General features: G+C 47.4%; 15 protein-coding genes. 3 read left to right on the top strand and 12 right to left on the bottom strand.

Features of this window, described 5'->3' with window-relative positions; all coding sequences use genetic code 11:
* Window positions 1-154 precede the first annotated feature (154 nt).
* Entirely contained in the window at window positions 155-1,516 is a 1,362-nt protein-coding gene (locus GJR95_RS34265) for a M24 family metallopeptidase (protein WP_162390137.1), read from the top strand.
* Window positions 1,517-1,585: 69 nt separating this feature from the next.
* On the opposite strand, the gene GJR95_RS34260 is transcribed toward GJR95_RS34265, so the two are convergent.
* From GJR95_RS34260 to GJR95_RS34240, 5 genes are all read right to left on the bottom strand, one after another.
* Window positions 1,586-2,707 (bottom strand): efflux RND transporter periplasmic adaptor subunit, encoded by a 1,122-nt coding sequence (locus GJR95_RS34260; RefSeq protein ID WP_162390136.1) that lies wholly within the window; start codon window positions 2,705-2,707, stop codon window positions 1,586-1,588.
* On the bottom strand, window positions 2,691-5,996 hold the full coding sequence (locus tag GJR95_RS34255) for an efflux RND transporter permease subunit (protein ID WP_162390135.1): 3,306 nt from the start codon (window positions 5,994-5,996) through the stop codon (window positions 2,691-2,693). The genes GJR95_RS34260 and GJR95_RS34255 overlap by 17 nt, the downstream gene beginning before the upstream one ends.
* Window positions 5,997-6,380: 384 nt before the next feature.
* Window positions 6,381-7,745 carry a DUF418 domain-containing protein gene (locus GJR95_RS34250; protein ID WP_162390134.1) on the bottom strand — a complete coding sequence of 455 codons (1,365 nt, stop codon included), beginning with the start codon at window positions 7,743-7,745 and terminating at the stop codon, window positions 6,381-6,383.
* Window positions 7,746-7,922: 177 nt separating this feature from the next.
* Window positions 7,923-8,915: an aldo/keto reductase gene (locus GJR95_RS34245; RefSeq protein ID WP_162390133.1), complete on the bottom strand. Its 993-nt coding sequence runs from the start codon at window positions 8,913-8,915 to the stop codon at window positions 7,923-7,925.
* A 63-nt stretch (window positions 8,916-8,978) separates the two neighbouring features.
* Window positions 8,979-9,836, bottom strand: coding sequence for a helix-turn-helix domain-containing protein (locus GJR95_RS34240; protein ID WP_162390132.1), 858 nt, complete (start codon window positions 9,834-9,836; stop codon window positions 8,979-8,981).
* Between the two features lie 516 nt (window positions 9,837-10,352).
* Between GJR95_RS34240 and GJR95_RS42905 the strand changes: the two genes are divergently transcribed.
* Window positions 10,353-14,201 (top strand): sensor histidine kinase, encoded by a 3,849-nt coding sequence (locus tag GJR95_RS42905; RefSeq protein ID WP_394369974.1) that lies wholly within the window; start codon window positions 10,353-10,355, stop codon window positions 14,199-14,201.
* Here GJR95_RS42905 and GJR95_RS34230 read toward each other — a convergent pair.
* Entirely contained in the window at window positions 14,198-14,341 is a 144-nt protein-coding gene (locus GJR95_RS34230; protein ID WP_162390131.1) for a response regulator, read from the bottom strand. The genes GJR95_RS42905 and GJR95_RS34230 overlap by 4 nt on opposite strands.
* 432 nt (window positions 14,342-14,773) lie before the next feature.
* On the opposite strand from GJR95_RS34230, the gene GJR95_RS34225 reads away from it, so the two are divergent.
* Window positions 14,774-15,361, top strand: a complete 588-nt coding sequence (locus GJR95_RS34225) for a Crp/Fnr family transcriptional regulator (RefSeq protein ID WP_162390130.1) — start codon at window positions 14,774-14,776, stop codon at window positions 15,359-15,361.
* Between the two features lie 47 nt (window positions 15,362-15,408).
* Here GJR95_RS34225 and GJR95_RS34220 read toward each other — a convergent pair whose 3' ends face one another.
* The 6 genes from GJR95_RS34220 to GJR95_RS34195 form a co-directional block, all read right to left on the bottom strand.
* Window positions 15,409-15,999: a hypothetical protein gene (locus GJR95_RS34220; protein WP_162390129.1), complete on the bottom strand. Its 591-nt coding sequence runs from the start codon at window positions 15,997-15,999 to the stop codon at window positions 15,409-15,411.
* A gap of 312 nt (window positions 16,000-16,311) precedes the next feature.
* A complete protein-coding gene (locus tag GJR95_RS34215; protein ID WP_162390128.1) occupies window positions 16,312-16,668 on the bottom strand; it encodes a diacylglycerol kinase family protein in 357 nt (118 codons plus the stop codon).
* 22 nt (window positions 16,669-16,690) lie between these two features.
* On the bottom strand, window positions 16,691-17,194 hold the full coding sequence (locus GJR95_RS34210; protein ID WP_162390127.1) for a hypothetical protein: 504 nt from the start codon (window positions 17,192-17,194) through the stop codon (window positions 16,691-16,693).
* Complete coding sequence (locus tag GJR95_RS34205; protein WP_162390126.1) at window positions 17,191-17,781, bottom strand: class I SAM-dependent methyltransferase; 591 nt, start codon at window positions 17,779-17,781, stop codon at window positions 17,191-17,193. The genes GJR95_RS34210 and GJR95_RS34205 overlap by 4 nt, the downstream gene beginning before the upstream one ends.
* Window positions 17,782-17,839: 58 nt before the next feature.
* Window positions 17,840-18,424, bottom strand: a complete 585-nt coding sequence (locus tag GJR95_RS34200) for a DoxX family protein (RefSeq protein WP_232540957.1) — start codon at window positions 18,422-18,424, stop codon at window positions 17,840-17,842.
* 387 nt (window positions 18,425-18,811) lie between these two features.
* Entirely contained in the window at window positions 18,812-20,419 is a 1,608-nt protein-coding gene (locus GJR95_RS34195; protein WP_162390124.1) for a glycoside hydrolase, read from the bottom strand.
* Window positions 20,420-20,425: the final 6 nt, after the last annotated feature.

The following is a 20,425-nucleotide window of genomic DNA, read 5'->3' as shown; positions in this document are numbered from 1 at the left end:
TTTTATGCCCAAACATCAGATTTTGGGGAATCAGTCAGTGAAGGCACTCTGTAGGGCAGATGCAGATACGAATCAAAACGTTGTCTGAGCGTATTGTTAAAAATCTATAATGTCTTTGTGTATCTTGCTTCAAACTGCTCACAACCTGCATCCTATGTATAAATCAGTACACCTTTTCCTCTGGATATTTCTATTTTCGCTTGTTCTCTCCACCGCAATTGCCCAACCCACACAACCATCGACCGTTTTGCCGGAACGCGAACGGGCGCGCGTAATCGATGATATTGTGGATGATCGATTCACGAACTTCCTCCCAAAACTGATGCGCCGGGAAGGTCTCGATATGTGGATCATTATTTCCCGCGAATACAATGAAGATCCGGTATTGAGAACCATGCTGCCCAGTACCTGGCTATCGGCGCGTCGACGGACAATCATCGTTTTTTTCGATAATGGAAAAGAGGTTGAGAAGCTGGCCATCGCTCGCTATGATGTGGGCAATCTGCTGAAAGGTGCGTGGGATATTGACGTTCGCCCGAACCAATGGGAAGCACTGGCGAAGATCATTGAAGACCGTAAGCCCAAAAAAATTGGCCTGAATATGTCCACCAACTATGGGCATGCAGATGGATTATCCTTTTCTGAACACGAAGAGTTCCTTAAAAAGCTGCCTGCCGACTATCAGAAACGCCTTGTTTCGGCTGAGAAAGTAGCGGTTGGCTGGCTCGAAACCCGAACCGAAAAGGAAATGGCGATTTATCCGCTTATCTGCCGCTTATCGCACCAGATTATTCAGGAAGGTTTTTCGGAACAGGTCATTCAGCCGGGTGTTACCACCACCGACGACGTTGTCTGGTGGTTCCGCCAGCGCATTACCAGTCTGGGTCTGGATACGTGGTTTCACCCAACAGTTGACGTGCAACGGGCCGACGAACAGGATTTTAATCACCTTCGCACGTTCTCGAAACGCCCCGACAAACAGGTTATCATGCCGGGCGATCTGCTTCACGTTGATTTCGGAATTACGTATCTGCGCCTGAACACCGATCAGCAACAGCACGCTTACGTACTGCGACCCGGCGAAACCGACGTTCCAGAATCGATCAAAGCTGCCTTTAAGCAGGGAAATCGGTTGCAGGATATTCTGATCGAGCAATTCAAGTCCGGGAAAACAGGGAATCAGATGCTGCTGGCGGCTCTGGATCAATCGCAGAAAGAAGGCATCAAAGGCACGATTTATTCCCATCCCATTGGCGTTCACGGTCATGCCGCTGGACCAACAATCGGGCTGTGGGATCAACAAAAAGGCGTTCCAGGCCCTGGCGATTATCCACTATTGGCCAATACCGCCTATTCTATTGAACTCAACGCTGCCGTTGAGATTCCGGAATGGAAGAAAGTCGTACGCATCATGCTCGAAGAAGACGGTTTTTTCGACGGTCAGACATTTCGCTATATCGACGGTCGGCAAACGGAAATTTATACGATCCCCCGAAAATTGGGCTATGTAAAATAAACTAGAGACCGGTTCGTCAGTACAGTGCAACTCTGACCAGATTGATGTGTTAGCGAACCGGTTTCTACCTCATTTCACTTTAACCGGCGAACCATCCCGAATTTCTTCGGTGGCAGCTGTAATGAATTGATCGCCTTCGGTCAACTGGCCGAATACCTCGATTTTTTCATCCGCTTCAAGCCCTGTTTTCACCGGAACCCATTCGGCTTTACCATCCTTAACTTTGACAATAAAGACCCCCGTTGTTGAGTTAACAATGGCCGATTTCGGCACAATAAACGTATTGTTTTTTGTCGGCAGTGGCACGTTGACTTCAGCCACCATGCCGGGCAGCAGCTTCTTGTCATTATTGATGACATCGACCTCTACACGCTCAGAACGTAAGCGTTTGTCGAGCGCGCCAGCCTGACGTTTTACCTGGCCTGTGAATTTCTTGTCGGGGAAGGCCTTCACGGTAAAGCTCACCGCATCGTTCTGATCCACATAACCCGTATACGCTTCCGGAACTGAAATAACCAGGCGTAATTTCTTCTGCTCGGTTAATACGAACAACGGGAATTCGGAGCCTTTCCCGGCGGGACCGATGTAGGCACCCGTGCTGGCATTACGTGCGCTGATAATCCCGTCAAAAGGGGCGCGGATCTCAAGGTATTTCTTCAGGTCAGATACTTCCCGGTAGGCCGATTTAGCCGCTTCCAGTTGAGCCAGGTCGGCATTTCGTTTCGCAAGCGCCTGATCGACATCGTTTTTCGAGACTGCTCCCGAGAATTTACTGGCTTCCAGTATACGCTCATAATTGGCCTTACTTCCAATCGATATCGCTTCCTGTCCTTTGAGTTTCGATTCAGCCGACGACAGTTGGGCGCTCAATTCGGGCGCTTCGGCGAGGGCAAGCAGTTGGCCCTGCCTCACTTCAGACCCAACATCAACATGCAGGGCTTTGATGAAGCCACTCACTTTGGCATAAATATCAACATCACGAAAAGCTACCAGTTCGCCCGGCACTTGTAAGGACGACGATAGTTTTCCTTTTTTTAGCGAGAATACTTCCGTCGCTGCCGGTGCATCAGGAGCTTCCGCAGCTTCTTCTTTGCCTTCGGACGAATGACAACTGGTTACAGAACTGAGCAGGAATAAACTCCCAACAAGGGCAAGCAGATTAAAATATGGTTTGTTAATTAACCGGTTCATACGAGGATGGAATATAATACTTACTTTCTTTGTCTTCAGGATCGAGCGATACTGAATCGGTTGAGGTTTTACCCTGTACCCACGCAAATACCAGCGGAAGAATAAACAGGGCTGCAAATGTCGATGCGATCAGGCCACCAATAACGGCCCGGCCCAGCGGAGCGGCCTGCGAACCACCTTCGCCTATGCCCGAGGCCATCGGAATCATTCCGACAACCATGGCTACGCTGGTCATCACAATAGGTCGCATACGCACAGAGGCCGCTTCTCGGGCCGAAAGCAAGGCGTTCCCATTTCGCATTCGAAGTTCTTCGGCGTTGGTTACCATCAATACGGCATTGGAAATGGATACGCCGACCGACATGATCATACCCATGTAAGATTGTAGATTGAGCGTTGAGCCGGTCAGCATCAATAAGACCAACGAACCGACCAAAACGGCGGGAACCGTGCACAACACAACCAGCGAAACCTTGAATGACTGGAAGTTAGCCGCCAGCATCAGAAAAATGACGACGATGGCCGTAAACAACCCCGTTTGCAGGCTATCGAGTGTGTCAATTAACACCTGCGTCAGGCCCTGCATCTTTACCGTTAATCCCCGGGGCAATTCACCCAGCGAGTCAATGGCTTTCTGGACATCACGGGCCGCTGTTCCTAAATCGATGTCGTTGAGATTGGCCGTTACCGACAAAACCGGAATGGCACCAACATTGTCGTTTTCGCCGTAGGTCGTTCCTTTTTGCAGGGTAGCCACATCACTCAGAATTGGGCGGTTGGCATTCGGTGAAACGGGTATTTCGCCCAAATCATTGACGCTGGTCATCTGGTTTTCAGGTACCTGGACCTGCACCGTATAGGTCTGGCTCGATTTTGGGTCAATCCATACGCTTTTCTCGGTATAGCGCGACGACGAGGTAGCGGCAATCAATGACCGTGAAATAGCGGATATATCGGTTCCTAACTGAGCCGCCCGTGTCCGGTCAATGGTTACGTTAATGGCGGGGTATTTAGTGGCCTGACCAATCTGAACATCGCGCAGGTATGGAATCTTGTTCAGCTTGGCAATTACTTTATTGGCGTACTCTTCGTTTTGCTGTTTGTTTTTACCCGAAAGCTTTACCTCAATAGGTGTTGGCGACCCCTGGCTAAGAATCTTGTCGGTTAATTCTATCGGCTCAAACGACAGCTTTACTTCAGGTAGGTCCTTTTTCATGCTGGCCCTGAATTTATCCTTCAATTCATCCAGATCAACATCGTAATCTTCTTTCAGGCTTACCTGTAAAACTCCTTCCTGTGGTCCGGCCATAAAGAGATAGATCGGGCTCGTCGAAAACTGAGCCCCGTGCATCCCAACCATGGCCGAGGTAATCTCGATGTTTTCTTTACCGACCAGTTTATTCAGCACATCAATGGTTTTGAGCATGGTCCCTTCGGTTTTTTCGAGCCGTGTTCCATCTGGATTACGCAACCGAACCTGAAACTGTCCGCCACTTACTTTCGGCAACACATCACGCCCAATGGATGTGATCAGCAGAAAAGCAATCCCTATCGACCCGACAACATAAACCAGAACGATAGGTTTCCGGTAGGGAAGCATCCGCCCGATGAACCGCACAAACCGCGCCCGAACGCGCTCAAAGTAGCTGATTTTGCCGTTGTTGTCGAGGTCGACCCGATGCGCCAGTTTCTTCTTTTCCTGTAGCAGATCATCGTGTTCATCGTGTCCGTTCGACCCTGATCTGCCATTTGATTTGATCAGTTTCCCTTTTACGAGATCCTGCTTTGTCGCTTTCCCATTGCTGACAGGATGGTGTTCTTTCATCATCCAGTTGGCCAGTACGGGCACCAGCGTTTGGGCCATCACATAAGACGTGATCATTGAAAAACCAATGGCCAGGGCAAGCGGTAAAAACAACGCGCCCGGAATGCCCGACATCGTAAACGCGGGAGCAAATACGGCCAGGATACAAAACAGAATCAGGAGTTTGGAAAAGGCTATTTCCTTACAGGCATCCCAAATAGCCAGGGCTTTGGGTTTCCCCATATCCATATGCTGGTGGATGTTCTCAATCGTTACGGTACTTTCATCGACCAGAATACCAATAGCGAGCGAAAGGCCGCTCAACGTCATAATGTTGATGGTCTGGCCAAATAACGACAGGAACAAAACCCCCGAAATGATACAGGTCGGAATGGTTATGATCACAATCAGCGCACCCCGTACATCGCCCAGAAACAGCAGGACCATTAAGCCGGTCAGGATCGCCCCAATAGCGCCTTCGGTCATCAGACTCTCCACGGCATTGATCACATAGACCGATTGGTCGAACGTATAGGTCAGCGTTACATCTTCCGGCAACAGGGCCTGAAAACGAGGCAGTGAGGCTTTCAGGTTTTGTACGACCTCCCAGGTAGAGGCATCCGCCGATTTAGTAATGGGTAAATAGACGGATCGTTTCCCGTTAACCAATACATAACCCTGCGTAATATCGGCTCCATCTTCAATGGTGGCTACGTCTTTCAGAAACAGGTTTTGAACCGTTCCGGTATAGAGCGGGATATTACCGAAGTCTTCAATATTCTTGACTGTCGTGTTAGCTGGCGTAAAATAGTTCAGGTCGCCAATACGCACGTTTCCTGCCGGTGTTGCCTGGTTATTGATCCGTAGGGCAGCCACCAACTGGTCGGGAGTCAGATTGTGGGCACGCAGTAATTCAGGGTCAGCTTTAATGACAATGGACCGGGAGTTACCCCCAAATGGAGCGGGTGACACCAACCCCGGAATGGATGTGAAACCAGAACGGATGTATACGTTGGCCAGATCCTGCAATTCATTGTTACTACGCTTCGGACTACTCAATACCAATTGCCCTACCGGTAAGGTCGACGCGTCGAAACGCAGAATAAACGGCGGTTGCGAACCGGGTGGGAAACTAGACTGTGCCCGGTTGGAATAGGCAGATACTTCGGCAGCTGCCTGCGCCATATTGGTACCTTCGTAAAAGGATAATTTCAGTAAGGTTATGCCTTGAATATTTTTACTCTCAATACTTTTTACCCCCGACACATAAAGCAGCAGGTTTACATATTGTTTCCCGAAAAACGACTCCATCTGATTGGGCGTGTAGCCGCCAAATGGCTGGGATATGTAAATAACTGGCAGATTCAGGTTCGGGAAAATATCAATCTTGATGTTACGGACTGCATTTATACCGAAGAAGAATAAGCTAGCTACTAAAACCAGAATCGTAATTGGCTTTCGTAACGCGGATCGTATTAAATTCATTACTCGACTGAGCTAGTTAAATGGTTTTACGTTCAGATTTTCCTATACCTGAACAATCAGTAGGATTTTGCCCAACTTTTTCCAGAATACATCACATACTGCGGTATTCGATCCTAAAAGTTACGAATTTGTCTGATACTTTTCGGTCTTTAGCCTGTTGGTTTTAAGAGAGAATTAATCAGCAACGGTTTTGTTACAACACCTTATGCATGATCTACTTACGCTAAAAAGTCAGTAAAAATGCTTAGTATCTAAGGGCTCATTTTGCCACTTCCACTGCTTATTAATGTGTATTTTATACATTTTCTACCGATAGCGAACAAAAAAAGGTGCCAGATCGGTTAAATCTGGCACCTGAATAAGCTAGAACACCTGTTCGAATAATCACTCTATTTCTACGGACCGACGTAATGGCTGCCTTTTCCAGTAGGTCAGACTACGCCAGACCCACTCAAGCGGGCCAAACTGGAACCGTTGCAACCACAATAAGCTAAAGAGAATGTTGACAGTCCAGATTCCCAGCACCACTGCATACAACTGGTAGTATTGTAAATGGCCAAAATAACCCAGCCCATAGCCAAAGAAAATAAGGGTGCAAAGAATTGTATGAAGAATGTAATTGCTGAAAGCCATTTGTCCTACAGCACCCAACGCTCGAAAAACACCCTTGGCCACTCCAGCCTGAATCAGCAAAATGAGCACACTGACATGGGCAATAACCAGTAACATCCGCTGAATAGGGTATAACAGGCTACTGATCGATACCGGTTGCGAATCTAAAAAAGCAGTCGTGTTCGGAAACTGATGGCCATACCACCAACTGAATATGACAATAGGAATGCCCAGACTATAGCCTACTGTCAACAAGCGCCAGTAGACTCGACGGGGGAGTTGTCCGGTTAAAAAGCCCCATTTAAACAGAGCCATTCCCAGTAACATGAGGCCGAGAGCATCCCAAATGGATAAAATCAGGTAATTGGTTTCTATTTTAAAGGCAAATGGTCGAACGTGGCTGGCGACTTCGGTATAATTCCCCCGCATTAGCCGCGTGTTTTTGTCGATTTCCGCTTTGTCTGGAATAAACTCCTTCGCTGTTTCAAGCCAGGCGGTTTTAGCCTCCTGTTGCGTTTTCGTTAGCGGTTTATTCAGTTTTTCAGCGGCTACAACGTCCAGATAAGCCAGGCGTTGCTCACGAATATGATGATAGAACAACTGGCCGGTAATGGCATCGAAACTTCCCAGCGCCAGGGCAATGCCCAGTAACCAGGATGGTTTTAATTTCCTGAACCAGTATAAAATAAGCGCGCAGACACCATAAATATAAAGGATATCACCTAGCCAGAGCAGTACATGAGCATGAATTAACCCGAAGAGAATCAGCCAGCCCATTCGCCGGTAATAAAGACCGGTTACAGCCCATTTTCCTGCGCCGGCCTGCTCTTTACGGGTCGTAAAAATGAGTACGCCAGCGCCAAATACCATTGAAAACAAGGCCCGCATTTTTCCTTCAAACAGAACCGTAATAAAAAAATGGAACCGATAATTGATATTTTCCGGATCATTGCGAAAAGCGTCCGTAAAGCGATCCGGCATAGCAAAACCAGGAATATTCATCAGCAAAATGCCTAGTAGTGCCACGCCCCGCAGAATGTCGATGGTTTTGATTCGTTCACTCTGAGCCACGGGTTTATACAACACGGGCGATTGGTCATTAGGGAGGGTAGCTACGGCTGCGGATAGGTTTGCCATATGTCTGTCTGTTAGCGTATTGTCTGGACAAATCAACTCATAATCAGTCATTAATTATAGCGTAGAACTACTGGAAATCGCCACCGGTCGTAAGCAAAGCCATGAGTCATTCCGAATTTCGGGATCACTTATGGTTACGATTAATGCACGGCTATCCCGTCATTATTCGATGAACGTTCATTGGTTTAAGGCATTTAAGAACCTTTCGGGGTAGCGGGTGCCGGAGACGATTCCGGCGGGCATGATCGCTTCAATGCTTTCCAGATCTTCTCTGGTGAGCTGTACGTTTTCGGCGGCCATGTTTTCTTCGAGATGGCTGATGCGTTTAGAGCCGGGGATGGTAATGATATCGTCACCCTGGGCCAGCACCCAGGCAATCGCCAACTGAGCTGGAGTGCACCCTTTTTCGGCGGCCAGCGTCTTGATCTTTTCAACCAGCTCAAGATTTTTGTAAAAGTTCTCACCCTGGTAGCGGGGCATGTGTACACGACTGTCTTTGAGATCGTCGGGCGTTCTGATTTCACCGCTTAAAAAGCCTCGGCTTAGCGGGGCATAGGCTACCAGACCAATACCCAATTCGCGGATGGCAGGAAGAACTTCGGCTTCAATATCGCGCGTCCAGAGCGAGTACTCGATTTGTAGTGCCGTGATGGAATGTACAGCAGCCGCCTTACGAATAGACGCTGCCGATGCTTCCGAGAGACCAATGTAACGAACAATGCCCTTGTCAATGAGATCGGCCAGTGCGCCGATCGTATCTTCTATTGGGACATTGGGGTCGACCCGTGCAAGGGTATAGAGATCGATGTAATCCGTTTTCAGACGCTGGAGACTGTAAAAGACAGCATTGCGAATGTAATCAGGATGACCACTTACCGGGCCGGGCCCCATCGATTTGCTAGGTCCGGGAGCTACCAGTTGACCCGTTTTTACCGAGAGGAAGGCTTTATCGCGTTTGCCTTTGATGGCCTGGGCGATCAGCTCTTCGTTATGGCCTACGCGGTAGTAATCGGCCGTGTCTAAAAAGTTGTGTCCGAGTTCAAGGGCTCGTTCGATGGTGGCGATGGACTCTGTATCGTCAGATTGTCCGTAGGCCCCCGACATGCCCATGCAGCCTAACCCTACTGCCGATACATGAGGGCCGTTTGTTCCTAGTTTTCTGTTAATCATTTGCGTATTTATTAGAAGAGCAAAGGTCCAGAGAACCTCAGGAAAGGAGCCGGACAAATCGTATTAGTTCCCTGACAAATCCTGAACGAAGGTGGCTATTGTCTGGCCAGTTACTTTTTTAAACAAACGGGAGAAGTATTCAGGATCGTTGAAACCCAGGTCATAGGCTAGCTCCTTAATGGAACTTTCAGCATAATAGAGCCGACGTTTTGCTTCCAGTATGAGCCGGTTGGTAATGAATTCTTTGGGAGAAAGGCCGGAATAGTGTTTAACAAGGGTATATAAACTGTTGGTGTTGAGGGCGAGTTGTTCCGCGATTTCATGGACGGTTGTATGCTCGGTGAGGTTGTTCTCGACAAAAAGTTTGAACCGGATGTAATGGGAAAGTTTGTCGTCGGCGGGATTTTTGTCGATTGAAAAATAAGCGGTGTTGATTTCGGTTAACAAGCTATTGAGGTGAGCCAGGATGAGCTCGGGATCGGTATCCACTGCGCTTAATAAGTCGAGAAGAATGTCGAAGATGGATTTTAGTCTGGCGGCAGTTGATGGAGTGAATTGTATTTTCTGATTGTTGAATGGATTAATGAGAAAGGGATATTGTTTAGGCAATAGGGACAGGCAATTTTCATCAAAACCGAGCTTGAAGTAGTCAGTGCCTTCTTTGGTCGTAGGAAGCCGGTGGATTTGATGAGGCAGAATGAACAGGAGTTCATTGCTTTTTAGATCGAATTGCTGGAGATCAACACCATGCTGGGTCCGACCTTCTCGCAGAAAGAGAAAAAAGTAGTAAGGTTTGCGGTGGGTAAGGCCGTATCGATCGGCGATTTCGGACGGAACATGACCGAAGGTAGGCGAGATAAGACGGATAGCGAGTTTGTTGTTTTGTCGGTTGAGAATGAGAAGTGATTCGATGTCTTGCATAGGGTAAAAATAGTGAAAATAAGTAGCTGGGGGATTAAGGAACGCATAGGGACTTTTAGGAGTTGGGCTGACCACCTTTTACCAGATACGTTCACTATGCAAGAGGTTCAACAACTCGATAAACGACTTTGCGTTGGGAAAATCTCCTTTAGGGAGTATCTCACAGGAACCCATGGCCCAAACTCGATCAGAGTTGGCATAAAATCGATAGCCTTATTGCCAGATCTTCCTCAATATTGGGGTCACAACAGCAAACCGATCGGCCTGTCGCCCAAAATCGGAACCTAATGGCTAATTCTTTTATTTTCAATATATTTGATTCTATTCAACGTCAGGATGAATCGCCTGCTCAGGCTAATCCATCCCAATAGAGCTTCTGGTTGGTCATTCTCATGTCACTAGCAGCCAGTAGTCATTCATCGATTGGTTAACTCCCCAATCGCCTGCTCGACGCCTTGTTAATCGACACCCAATCCGTATTGGTCAATTGGCCACATCGTCCGGTTGACAGTCCACATGAACTACTTCTTTTGGTTACTGCTGCTGGGATTATCCACTTCGGCCGGTTTAGCCCAGCCCGTTTTTCGCATCGACAGCCTACCTCCAAAGGGCGTATTGCTCGATAAAGGCTGGAGGTGGCACGCAGGGGATAATCCCGAATGGGCAAAATCGGACTTTGACGACGCAAAGTGGCAAGCGATTAATCCAGCACTGGATATTCACGACCTTCCACAGGTACGACAAGCCCAATTGGGCTGGTTTAGGCTCAAACTACAGGTCGACTCTACCATCTTGCAGCAGGCACTGGCACTGGCTATTCGGCAGGTAGGGGCTTCGGAAATTTACCTGGATGGGCAAGTGATTTACCAATTTGGTGTGGTGAGTAATGTTCCAGAACAGGAGCAAACCGCCAATCTAAAAGGAGAAGTGTATAGTTTTCAACTCAATGGTCAGTATACTCACCAACTCGCCATACGGTATTCATTTACAACTACCAATTTTTATCATAATATTGATGGCTGGAGTAATCCGTGTCTGGCTCTCCAGCTTCAATCCAGCAATCAGGCTCATATCGACCAGTTAAATGGCACCCTTATTCCATTCATACTGCATTTTGTGCTGTCATCTCTTTATTTATTACTGGGTGTTACATTTCTGTTCTTCTATTTCTCGTTCAACACGCGTAAGCCCTACCTTTTCTTTGGGTTATATGCGATCGGTCAATTAATCGCCTATATTTTTTTTCTGCTCCGACTCCGCCCTACCTCAACGTCCTTTGATGCATTCTGCTTCTTAGTGGGTTATGCGCTGATCAATATCTTTATTCTGTTTCAGCTGATAGGTACATACGGGCTCTATAACAGACCCAAAGGGTGGGCCTTTTACGGTCTGGTTGGGTATGGTATACTCACCATTCCGGCTATGTTGTTGTTTTACAAGGATGCCTGGATGGTCAATACAGGATTTTACTTACTCGCCACCCTGGATCAGTTGCGGCAGTATTGGTACGGAATGAAGACCCGTCAGGCCGGGGGGCGGACACTCTTCCTGACTCTTCTGATTTTCTCTGTTTTTTTTCTCCCATCTCTAGCGTTGCGGTTGGCAGGTCAGGGCTTTTTAGCTTACATTTTTGTTTCGATTGGGTCTTTTGTTTTACCCATCGGGTATAGTTTATTTCTGGCCAGTGAATTTGCCCGCACCGCGCATACCTTGCGGAAGCGTGTAGTTGAGGTTGAAGAACTGTCAGCAGAAAAGCAACAGATTCTCTTGACCCAAAATGAAATCCTCGAACGGCAGGTGGAGGCCCGAACCGCCGAGCTAAGCCATAAAAATCAGGAACTGGTCGTGGAAGCGGCTCTGGAACGAGTCCGGTCCCGCTCCTTAGCCATGCATTCAAGTGAGGAGTTAAAGCAGGTCATTGTCCTGGTTTTTAACCAACTAAACCAATTAGATATTGCCATTACTGACGGTTCCGCCGTGATTGCTTTACTTAGTGAAGGCTCCAGAGATGTCATCCATTGGACTGCCAACCCCGACCGTATATCGGAAGCTACCTCCTTTCGGTTGCCCTATATTGACCACCCTGCTAATAACCGCTATTGGGAAGCCCGAGAGAATAGGTTAGGTTTTGTAGCTGATTCGCTTACATTCGACGAAAAAAATAGTTATTGGGAGCAGATTCTTCGGGTGTCTGATTATCAGTATTTGCCCGAAGCAACAAAGCAGTGGATATTCGCCAGTCCGGGTTATGCTTACTCAATCGCCATTGAAAAGCATTCGTCCCTGTTTATCGATTCCTTTCAGGGGAAAATGTACACGGAACAGGAGAATGACATTTTAAGACGTTTCGCCCGGGTGTTTGAGCAAGCGTATGTGCGATTCCTGGACCTGCAAAAAGCGGAAGCACAGGCCAGAGAAGCTCAACTAGAAACCGCTTTGGAGCGTGTTCGTTCCCGTTCGTTAGCGATGCAGCATAGTAATGAGTTACAAGCGGTGATTACCTTAGTCTTTCAGCAATTAAATCAAGTTCAAATTACCATTGATGGAGCCGCCATCATTGGCTTATATACCGAAAACGCACGAGAGGCTGTGCACTGGACCGTTAATCCCAACCAAACGGTAAAAGCCACTTGTTTTAAGGTTCCCTATTTCGACCATCCCTTTACGAATGCCATTTATGAAGCAGCCGAGAAAGGGATGGATGTCGTTACCCAATCCCTGTCGTTTGACGAAAAAAATAACTATTTCAAGGTGCTTTTCACGCATACGGATTATCGGTATTTACCCGACGAGGTAAAACAACTGATCTATGAAGCCGAATCGTATACGCTCAATGTTGCCTTTGAGAAATATACATGCCTGATGCTTGATTCGTATGTAGGCAAGATCTACTCAGAACAAGATTTAAGCATCTTGAAACGCTTTGCCCGCGTATTTGACCAGGCCTATACCCGATTTATGGACATAGAAAAAGCCGAAGCCCAGGCGCGTGAAGCTGTCCGAACAGCCTCACTAGACCGGGTGCGGGCCCAAATAGCGTCCATGCGCACTACCCAGGATTTAACCCGCATACCGCCCCTGATCTGGCAGGAACTTACCACTCTGGGCATCCCCTTTGTTCGCTGCGGGGTGTTTATCATCGACCAACAACAAGAGCAAATCCATACCTTTTTATCCAGCCCGGACGGAAATGCCATTGCTACTTTCAAGACACCTTTTGCCACATCAGGCCTTTTGGCCGATGCACTGCCTCACTGGCGAAACAAACAAATCTACACAACGCATTGGGATGAAGCTAACTTGTTAGTGCAGGCCCAGGTACTCATCCGTCAGGGCGTGATTTCTTCGCCCGAAGCTTACCTGACTGACCATCGGCCAACCAGTCTCTACCTGCACTTACTACCCTTTATGCAGGGGATGCTGTATGTGGGCAATGATACGAGTCCGTTAACCGAAGACCAGTTAAGCGTGTTACAACTGCTGGCGGATGCTTTTTCGACGGCTTACGCTCGCTATGACGATTTTACCCAGCTGGAAGCGGCCAAACGGCTGGCCGATTCTACACTGAGCGAACTGAGAGCTACCCAAACCCAACTCATTCAGAAGGAGAAAATGGCGAGTTTGGGTGAACTCACCGCTGGCATCGCCCACGAAATTCAGAACCCCCTGAATTTCGTCAACAACTTCTCCGAGGTTAGCGCGGAGTTAGTAGCCGAACTGGAAGAGGAGCAACAAATGCCCAACCGGGATGCGGAACTGGAAGCCGAAATTTTGAGCGACTTAAAGCAAAACCTGCAAAAGATCACCCACCACGGCGGGCGTGCTTCAGCTATTGTCAAAGGCATGCTGGAACACAGCCGTACCAGCACCGGCCAAAAAGAACCTGCAAATCTTAACACACTGGCGGATGAGTACTTGCGGCTGGCTTATCATGGAGTACGAGCCAAAGAAGCCGCTTTTACCTGTCAACTCGTTACGCACTTCAATTCTGACTTACCTCCAATCGAGGTCGTAGCTCAGGACATTGGGCAGGTATTGCTGAACCTGTACAACAATGCCTTTTATGCCGTTCAGGAAAAGCAGAAATGGACTCCGGCGGATTATCTGCCCACTCTCACCGTCAGCACGCGTCGGCTGGTGAATTCAGTCGAAATCCGGGTGAAGGATAATGGAACAGGTATACCTGAATCAGTGAAGACCAAAATTTTCCAGCCCTTTTTCACGACCAAACCCACCGGTGAAGGCACGGGATTGGGCCTGAGCCTGAGTTACGACATTGTCACGAAGGGGCATGAGGGAACACTAACCGTGGAAAGTCATGAAGGGCAGGATTCTGAATTTGTGATCACTTTACTGCATACCTAACCGCTGGGCTTGACCGAACTTCCTTCTGTGCTTTTCCATTCGTTAAGCTGAGCAAAAACAATGGGCTTGGCTAGAAAATCATCGGCCCCATCCGCCAGGGCCTGCTCGTGCGTTTGTTGATCTCTATTATTTATGATCATCACTTTTGGATTGGGTTCTAAGGAACGGCTATAAGGCTTGCGTGCAACTCCAGCGTACGCTGGGGATCAGGCTTGTGCTTACTGGTCATTCAAACGAAACCCTCACTTCTATTCGAAGTTCGTTCATTTAAAGGGCGGTTAATGCATCTTAACTGGAAGGTAACCTGCTAATAATGCTAAGTTTACGCTTATAATCTGTCAGTAGAAACTGTCCATTTAAACGCCCGGCTAAAATCAGGGCAAGACAGGTTGAGAAATGTTTTTTTACTTAAGTTAAAAATGATTGATTTATTAAGCTTGAAATTTGGCACGACAGCCTCTTTGTAGAGATAGGCGTCTTTACCCAGTCAGCCTTTTTATACTTGATTTTTTGTCATTGATTTACCGCTCACTCGCTGAGGCAAGGAAGCGGTAAATGAAAGAATTGACTCTATGGATGAACATCATGAACTGCTGAATACGCATTTAGCCAACTTTGCCGCCATGACCGGTAAAGATATTGCCGATAGTAAGCCTTACTGGAAATCCCGTAAGCTTAAAAAAGGTGACTTCTTTAATATGCAGTCAGTCGTGTGCAACGATCTGGGGCTGATCGTCAAGGGTATCTTCCGGATCTATTATAGCGACCCGGAGACCAGCGAAGAGAAGAACATTTTCTTTTTCTCCGAGAACCAGTTTATTGTTTCTTTCAGGAGTTTTATCACTCGTAAAGCCTGCCATTACTTTATACAGGCCATGGAGGACTCAGAAATTGTTTATATTTCTTACCGGGATTTGACCAGTTTATATGAAACGCATCCCAACTGGGCCAGGTTCGGCCGGTTGCTGGCCGAGCTATTTTTTACGTATTCACAGACGCGTGCCGAGGAGTTTCTGTTCAACACGCACGAGGAGCGTTATATCAGGTTGCTGGAAGAGCACCCCAATATCATTAACCGCATTCCTGCCTACCATATTTCCTCCTATCTTGGCATCACCAACCCGTCCTTAAGCCGGATACGCAAACGAATACTGAGATAACGGCAGTTGTACCCTTGCTATCAATGTAATCGTGTGGATTCATATCCTTAAGCAACTACAGGTGCTGTTTTAATCGTTTTCGACAACCTATTGGCGGCCAGGATAAAGTAAAAAGCACCAAATGCCGCATAACCGGCTAAAGTAGTGATTCCCGAATTGGGCGCATGTGCCATAGCAATAAAGGAACCACCAGCCAGCATGGACTGACCACCGCTAATGATCATCGGCCATTGACCCCCTAATTGTTTACGGCGGCTCAAGCCCAGGATCAGTTGGATAAGCCCGGTAAGGATCGCCCAGACTCCAAAAACGATCAGTGCCTCGGGTACGCCTTTTTGCAAGGCCAGTGCGACGGCCACGGTTGTGGTAATACTGATAGCTGCGTTTAAAACCTGCATCTTTTTTGACACCTCAGGTGGATTGGCCTTGATATCCAGAAAGGTGGCAAGGACATCCCAGGCTGGGTAAATGGTGAAGAGGATAGTCGCTATACCGGCATTGGTTTTTGCGAAAGCCAAAACCAGGATCACCCACGCAAGCGAAAATGCAGCACGCAGGAAGTAAAGTTTTCTTAACGATTTGGCCGTTTCAGCCGTCTCATTGGAAACGGTAGCGTTGGATTGATTTAATGAATTCATGACGTGACGTTTTTAAGTTTTTTGCCACATCAAAGGTCAGGGATACACCTTCGCCGGATTTTCACTTAAGTTAAAACTGGCAAAAAAATCTGAAAATTACTTCATAGTCCTTTCGATTCGAGCCGTGCCACAATTACTGACGCTGATCCTGATAACCAAGTAGAAAAAACACCGCGAACAGCAGCCACGTCGACGCATGGCGCAACTGATACCTGATCTCAAACCGGACGATTTTCCTGAATTTCAGATTATAGAAACGATTTGGAAAGGATAGTGAGGGAGGCAGATTGGCAGCGGTATCAGGCCCCACTATTAAAATAGATAAGGCAAATAAATGATCAGAGCGCATAGTACCGCGAAGAGGCATAGGATGCTCACGGCTCCCGATGCCATATCTTTTACGTGAGCGATCAATAAGTCCTGATCCTGAGTAACCCGATCCGCTAATTTTTCAATGGCAGTATTAAAGACCTCTGCCATCCAGACCAGCCCGATCAGCATCAGCGTAATGAGCCATTCTGTCCGGCTGATCTGAAGCAGAAAATTGACCAGGATAACGCCAGCCGTTGCCGCCAGATGGAATCGCATAATCGTTTCGTAGTGGAAGGCGAGACCTATTCCGCGTATCCCATGTTTATAACTGGCGAGGTGTTTTCCAATTGTGTTCATCGTTCGTTCCAATGGCTTGATGTTATTCCAAAACGTGTGATAAATAGACAATTCCATAAGAGATGAAGCAAACCATTCTTCTTCCGTTTATCGGCATCAGTATATTTTGCTTATCCTGCTTGTCATCGAAAGCGAAGGTAGCAATGAACCAAAAGATGACAGTGGCCCAAATGTCCATCAGATCGAACCGCCCCTTGGTGACATGAAGTAATTGAGCTATTTCCAAACCAATACAGCAGATAAGGGGGACTACCTGGCAGTTGATGCGTCGGTTTTTCTGCTGGATATAGTAAGGCCTGGACGTAAGTGTTATGCAAAACGCCCATAATCCTTCTGGCAACGAGTAGATTACGAACTCATTCAGCGGCAAAAATCGGTTGACAGCTTGCCTTAATGAGGCATAGTTATCGAATGAAATCGTGCGAATGACGACCTCATTAATAAGAGTCTTATCTGTCCGATAGAACAAATAAATAAACAGGCTGACCAGTAAGGATGCGATAATGAAGGAATAATGCTTTTTCATTTCTTCTGGTAAACCAAAAGTTTGAAATAGGACAGGGGGGCAAAACGAACTTCTTTTAACAGCTGGAATCGGTTGATCGTCGGTATTTCATGCATGCGAAAAACCGATTTGAAATGAACCATTTTCGAGATAATTCCGAAAGCCCGGTCTACATATTTTAGCCAGTTATCTGGCGTAAAATGATTGAGGATAAGTAGTCTTCCATTGGGTTTCAACACTCGGAAGGCTTCCTCTAAAAGCCGTTCCGGGTTATCGACGACGGCAATTACATGAGACAGAACTACGTAATCGAACTGCCTATCTCCAAATAAAAGGGCTTCTCCATTCATCTGCATCAGCAGAATATGGTTATGATTTCGCTGGCTGGCGATCTGAAGCATTCCCGAGGAAGTGTCAATACCGGTGATGTGATGCTTTTCATACAGGTGCAGTTGAGCGCCGTTGCCAACCCCAATGTCAAGAAGATTGCCGTCAGGCAGCCGGTTGATCTCGTGGAATAATCGAGCCTTTTGGGGTCTCAGGAAAAAATCAACCAACGGATAAAAGACCGCGAATCTGTTATAAAAAGAATGGGTTTGATAACTCATCTCGAACTACGTTGCAGGAACTGAAAAACATAGCTACCCACTACTACTGGTTGCCCTTCTATTGATTCGTTCTGTTTGCTTTCTTATAGTCGATCAGGCACTCGTGAAGCGGTTTGCCCCGATTATGAATGCAATCACAAAATTCTTCGCAGGCCTTTGGATTGCTATTGCCAGCACATCCATTTGTGCATTCAATCAGGGAGTTACCAGGTCGAATGTCATACAGGAACTGGTTTATGACTATTACTACAGCGATCATCGCAAAAACACATCCGAAGAATAGGAGCGGAAATTTGTTGCTCAACGGTTTTTCTCTTGCCGAGTAACCATCCTGTTTAACTGGTAAAATGTATTTTATTCGGTCGTAGTCCCAGCATAATAAATACAAATTGGCCAGCACCATTAGCGTTGTAATACGAGTGCCTTCAAATCGGACAGCATACGCCAGGATGCATATATTCAGGATAATGGGAAAATACATCAATGCACCCAGAAGTGCCGTTCTTGGCATGAGTAACAAAAGAGCAATGACTAACTGGGAAATACCAATAAAGGTGTAGTAGGATTCGGTGTGATAAAGTGCTTCCAAATAATGCCCCAGCGGATGATTAACGGATAAGCCGCTGGCGAACCGTTCTCCCATAACTTTTACAAACCCTGATGGAATAAATCCCAAGGCCAACATGACGCGGCAGAAAACGGCAAAATAATGAAACCACCTGTTCCCCTTTGCCTCATCATACAGCTGGTTAATCCTGCCTGATATAGTCATAAAATAAACGATAGGCTGTTGGGCACGATTAGCCTTGGAATCGTCTGTTGACCTTACCAATAGTTGCTATGCCAAATCACCTGAGTTGACTGAAAGTACTTTGAATTTCAAAGTAAGTGAAAAAATATAGGACATTCAACGCAGGCAGGAATTATTTTTTAGGTGGCTATCTCCCTGATCTGTAGCACAAAGACCGAAATGTACTGAGAATCCCTTAATGAATGGTTTTACAAATTCGGGGATATCTGCCTTTTCCGCTTACTCGTACCTGCCAACCAGCGTCACAATTGACCGGGGCTCCAGATGAATTTGACCGGCAGCAACGATGGATTTGGCCAGCGTTTTTGTTTCAGTCGTTGTATAGCAGGAGAAATGGCCGTTGCGAATAGTCAAACCATTGAGTGGTAAGGTTAGTAAATCGGGCGTTATGTTAATGCAAACCAGCACGATTTGCTTCGTACGTATGTCTTTGTAGGCCGAAATCATACACGTACCAGCCTCCTGTATGGGATCGCTATCGGCCAGTTGAACAGCTACCCGCTTCATGCCGGGCCGAACGAATCGAGCGTAGTTGCCAAAAGCCCAAAGCTGTTTTGAATCGATGACCTGTCCATCCTGCCGGGCGTTGTCGTGCTTTTTGTAGTCGCCATCAGGCCCGTTGATGTACACCAGCCCATCGCTGTAATTATACGGATTGATAGCCAGCCACCATTGCCACGACGTGACATTGGCAATGGCCAGGTCGTTATGAATGACTTTGGCCACATACAGGCCATAATCGATGTCCGTGTGACGGGGACTTCCGTGGTAACGGCCGCAGATGTCGCCCAGAACACCAAACTCACTTTGCCAGAGCATCGGATTACCGACCGATTTAACGCGCTGGGCCGCTTGCTGTCGAACAGCCACCAGTGCCGAATCGGAACAGGTGGTAAAGTAGCTATGATAGGCCCAAATCGGTTCAACGTTGGGAAGTTTGCTTACCGGCGCACCTTGTTTTGAACCAAAAAAGTAGTCTAATTGATTACCCCGGCCACTTTCAGCTTTTTCGTAGAGGAAGTTGAGTTGTCCTGCTTCACCGGTAACTACGGTCGTTGTTGCTTTTTTAGCGGCCAATTTTGTCGATAACGCCTTTGTAACGGCAGCAATATCGGCGTTTTCGGCGGGTGATCCTTCTTGCCCGGCTTTACCATTTTTCCCGGCGGTCCAGTCCCATTGGGGTTCGTTGATGGGACTTAGGTAATCGAACTTGAAATGATCGGCAACTGTCGCCAGAAAATCAGCGAAGTCATCCTGCGCACCCGGTTTGAGATTAATCGATTTGCCTCCCGGCGAAAAGGCTTTGCCATTTCGGGTCATCTGAACGGGAGCCGAATTTGTAAAGCCGAGCGTATAGCGCACACCCCGCTGCCGGGCAGCCTGCAAAAACCACTGATTCCCTGCCTGCTTTGTCCAATCGAAACGGCCCCGGCTATCCAGAAAACACTCCTCCCGACGCCATTGATCATTAATGTAGCTGCTGTCTCCCTGCTCATAGCTGCCAGCCCCGATGTTCATTCGCCACAACGACAAGCCAATCCCCTTAGGCTGACCATCAGGCAGTGTATCTAAGCTAAATAGCAGGTCAGCGACATGATTTTTCTTACTGTCATCGCGCCATTTGCCAATAAACTTTGCCGACCAGCAATCCGACGCGCCAAAACTATGAATGGTCTGAAATTCTTTCTGTAGGTCAATGGTTACCGATTTCCCAATACGTCGATGCTGCGGAGTGGTTTGGCCTGGTGGATCAATGATCCTGACAGTACTGCTTAGACTGGTCAGGGCAATCAGTGCCAGCAGATTAATTTTAACCATGGCTTTCATTACTAC

Origin of the sequence: Spirosoma endbachense (assembly GCF_010233585.1) — a bacterium.
In the GTDB taxonomy this organism is placed as follows: Bacteria; Bacteroidota; Bacteroidia; order Cytophagales; family Spirosomataceae; genus Spirosoma; species Spirosoma endbachense.
The sequence above is the reverse complement of the archived record's forward strand: the minus strand, read 5'-3'. Positions and strand labels throughout refer to the sequence as shown.

What these genes read in the sequence shown, in the direction of transcription:
- GJR95_RS34215 (WP_162390128.1), bottom strand. Translation starts at nt 16,668, where the DNA reads ATGAACACAATTGGAAAACACCTCGCCAGTTATAAACATGGGATACGC.
- GJR95_RS34255 (WP_162390135.1), bottom strand. Translation starts at nt 5,996, where the DNA reads ATGAATTTAATACGATCCGCGTTACGAAAGCCAATTACGATTCTGGTT.
- GJR95_RS42905 (WP_394369974.1), top strand. Translation starts at nt 10,353, where the DNA reads ATGAACTACTTCTTTTGGTTACTGCTGCTGGGATTATCCACTTCGGCC.
- GJR95_RS34245 (WP_162390133.1), bottom strand. Translation starts at nt 8,915, where the DNA reads ATGATTAACAGAAAACTAGGAACAAACGGCCCTCATGTATCGGCAGTA.
- GJR95_RS34220 (WP_162390129.1), bottom strand. Translation starts at nt 15,999, where the DNA reads ATGAATTCATTAAATCAATCCAACGCTACCGTTTCCAATGAGACGGCT.
- GJR95_RS34195 (WP_162390124.1), bottom strand. Translation starts at nt 20,419, where the DNA reads ATGAAAGCCATGGTTAAAATTAATCTGCTGGCACTGATTGCCCTGACC.
- GJR95_RS34200 (WP_232540957.1), bottom strand. Translation starts at nt 18,424, where the DNA reads ATGGGAGAACGGTTCGCCAGCGGCTTATCCGTTAATCATCCGCTGGGG.
- GJR95_RS34225 (WP_162390130.1), top strand. Translation starts at nt 14,774, where the DNA reads ATGGATGAACATCATGAACTGCTGAATACGCATTTAGCCAACTTTGCC.
- GJR95_RS34230 (WP_162390131.1), bottom strand. Translation starts at nt 14,341, where the DNA reads ATGATCATAAATAATAGAGATCAACAAACGCACGAGCAGGCCCTGGCG.
- GJR95_RS34250 (WP_162390134.1), bottom strand. Translation starts at nt 7,745, where the DNA reads ATGGCAAACCTATCCGCAGCCGTAGCTACCCTCCCTAATGACCAATCG.
- GJR95_RS34205 (WP_162390126.1), bottom strand. Translation starts at nt 17,781, where the DNA reads ATGAGTTATCAAACCCATTCTTTTTATAACAGATTCGCGGTCTTTTAT.
- GJR95_RS34210 (WP_162390127.1), bottom strand. Translation starts at nt 17,194, where the DNA reads ATGAAAAAGCATTATTCCTTCATTATCGCATCCTTACTGGTCAGCCTG.
- GJR95_RS34240 (WP_162390132.1), bottom strand. Translation starts at nt 9,836, where the DNA reads ATGCAAGACATCGAATCACTTCTCATTCTCAACCGACAAAACAACAAA.
- GJR95_RS34260 (WP_162390136.1), bottom strand. Translation starts at nt 2,707, where the DNA reads ATGAACCGGTTAATTAACAAACCATATTTTAATCTGCTTGCCCTTGTT.
- GJR95_RS34265 (WP_162390137.1), top strand. Translation starts at nt 155, where the DNA reads ATGTATAAATCAGTACACCTTTTCCTCTGGATATTTCTATTTTCGCTT.